The following is a 2211-nucleotide window of genomic DNA, read 5'->3' on the forward strand; positions in this document are numbered from 1 at the left end:
TCAGCATGGCGCCGGCAAGTGCACCGGCGGCGGCGACGGTGAAGGTGCGGTACATCGAGGTGACGATGTTGCTTCGCTGGGGTGAGAGGAGACCGGCGAGAGCCACTCCGAAGACGGCTCCGAACTGCCGGAAGGTGTTCATGGTGCCGGCCGCGGTGCCGGCCAGATCAGCTGGTACCGCAGCCATCATCGCCTGGATCGCGACCACGCCGCTGGACAACGGAATACCGATACCAATCAGGACCAGTGCCCATCCATAGCTGAAGTAGCCGTTCCCCGTCTCCACCAGGGTGAGCCCGCCGAGTCCGAGCGTCACTAGGAGCAGGCCCAGGACCATGGTGGTGCGCGTGCCCAGGCGGCGGACCACGCCGGCGGCGCTCACCGCGCCAATGCCGAGGAAGCCGGTGAGTGCCAGGAACCGCACACCCGTTTCCAGGGGTGATAGGTGCAGGGAGTCCTGCAGGTACAGGGTGAGCAGGAACAGCACGGCATACAGACCGAACAGCCCGAGGAAGTTCACGGCGCATGCCACGGCCACGGCGGGGATCCGCAGCAGGCGTGGCGGCAGCATCGGTTGCCGGCAGCGGAGCTCCCACAGCGCGAAGAATGCCAAGGCGACGATACTGGCGCATGCGAGGCCGACGGTCATCGGCGAATGCCACCCGTAACCGCCTCCTTCGATCATCACGACCGTCAGCGCCCCAGTTCCGAGGATGAACAGCAGCTGCCCGACTGCATCCACCCGGCGGGTCGGTACGCGACCGGCGTCACCTCCGCCGGGTACGGTCTGGCCGGTTCCCGGCAGCGCTCCAGGGACTACGGCCTCCGGCAATGCGACAGAACCATGATCGCATCGCCTTTGGCCCTCTAGGGACCATGCCAGGCCCGCAAGTGCCGTGGCGCCAATCGGAAGGTTGATCCAGAACAGGCTCTCCCACCCGGCTGTCTGGACGAGCAGCCCACCTACGAGGGGCCCGAGTGCCAGCGCCACGCCTGCGGTGCCACCCCACACGCCGATGGCGCGACTCCGTTGTCTCGCGTCCGCGAAGAGCGCCGAGGTCACCGCCAGCGACAGGGGGACGACAGCAGCGGCGAACACGCCCTGGCCTGCGCGCGCAGCGATCAGCGCCGGCGGATTCGGGGCGAGTGCGCAGGCAACGGAGCATGCGCTGAATCCAGCGGTTCCAGCAAGCAGGACCGCCTTGCGGCCAAAACGATCACCAAGGGACCCTGCGGTGAGCAGCAGGCCCGCGAAGCCGAGAGTGTAGGCGTCCAGAAGCCACTGGGCGGCGGTCACCCCGGCGTGGAGGTCCGCGCGGATCGCCGGCACCGCTACCGGGGTGATACTGGTGTCCAGGTAGACCATGAAGGTCGCGACGCACACGAGCGCCAATCGGAACAACGGGCGCTCGCGGTTCACCGATAAAGCGGACATTTTATTTGATATCATGAAAAAACCTCTCTACCGGTGTCGGTCTCAGGATAGATACGACATGCTGGCGAGGTGCCGCGAAGTCCTGAATACGTTCGGGCGATCAGTCTCTCGTCGGGTGATGAAGAATGGTGTCCGTTCGTTCTGTCAGTGTAATCCAGAAGGGTGCGCCAAGGCACCGTATCTTGCCGGGCGGTAAACGTCGTGACAACGTTTCGATAACTATCTGTGAGGCGATTTCCGAGTGTCGGCCGTCATTGTTGATTGGTTTCGGCAATCGAACGATGAGAATGTCGAATTGGGGTTGACCTCATGATGACTTTTTCACACTCTTTGACGGTAGCCGCCCGCCGTATCTGATCACGCCTGCGTGTCTCCCGAGTGACCGTGATCGCGCCGCGCAGACCTGCGCAACGGCGTATGTTAATGAATCGTTCAGGAGAAACATATTGCCAGCGCCGACCCGTTCTTCAAGAATTAAAACCGACCTTCGAAACAGACACTGACATCGGAAGTCGTCGCCGCGAGTAGGTGGTTGAGATGCAGCAGTACAAGTCCGGAGAGGGCGTCGTGCTTCCCGCTGACCGGGGCCTGTCCTTACTGGTAGATGAAGGCGTCCGGATGAACCCGGACCGCTGCGTGCTCAGTCGGAAGACCGCTGCCGGTTGGCAGGATTTCACCTGCCGGCAGTTCGCCGGGTACGTCCAGGCCGTTGCCAAGGTGCTGTTGTCCCACGGCGTCGCGCACGGCGACCGCGTGGCCGTGCTGGGCCGAACCAG

At 63.8% G+C, this 2211-nt stretch carries 1 protein-coding gene and 1 pseudogene; one reads left to right on the forward strand and one right to left on the reverse strand.

The genetic code is table 11. From position 1 onward, the window contains the following. Positions 1-1435 (reverse strand): MFS transporter (locus U9977_RS18795; protein ID WP_322750590.1); only part of this gene is annotated, 1435 nt, incomplete at its 3' end. A 537-nt stretch (positions 1436-1972) separates the two neighbouring features. On the opposite strand from U9977_RS18795, the pseudogene U9977_RS18800 reads away from it, so the two are divergent. Then, a pseudogene (locus U9977_RS18800) lies at positions 1973-2211 on the forward strand (long-chain fatty acid--CoA ligase); the annotation flags it as partial.

Origin of the sequence: Protofrankia sp. Cas8 (assembly GCF_963555845.1) — a bacterium.
Taxonomy (GTDB): Bacteria; Actinomycetota; Actinomycetes; order Frankiales; family Frankiaceae; genus Protofrankia.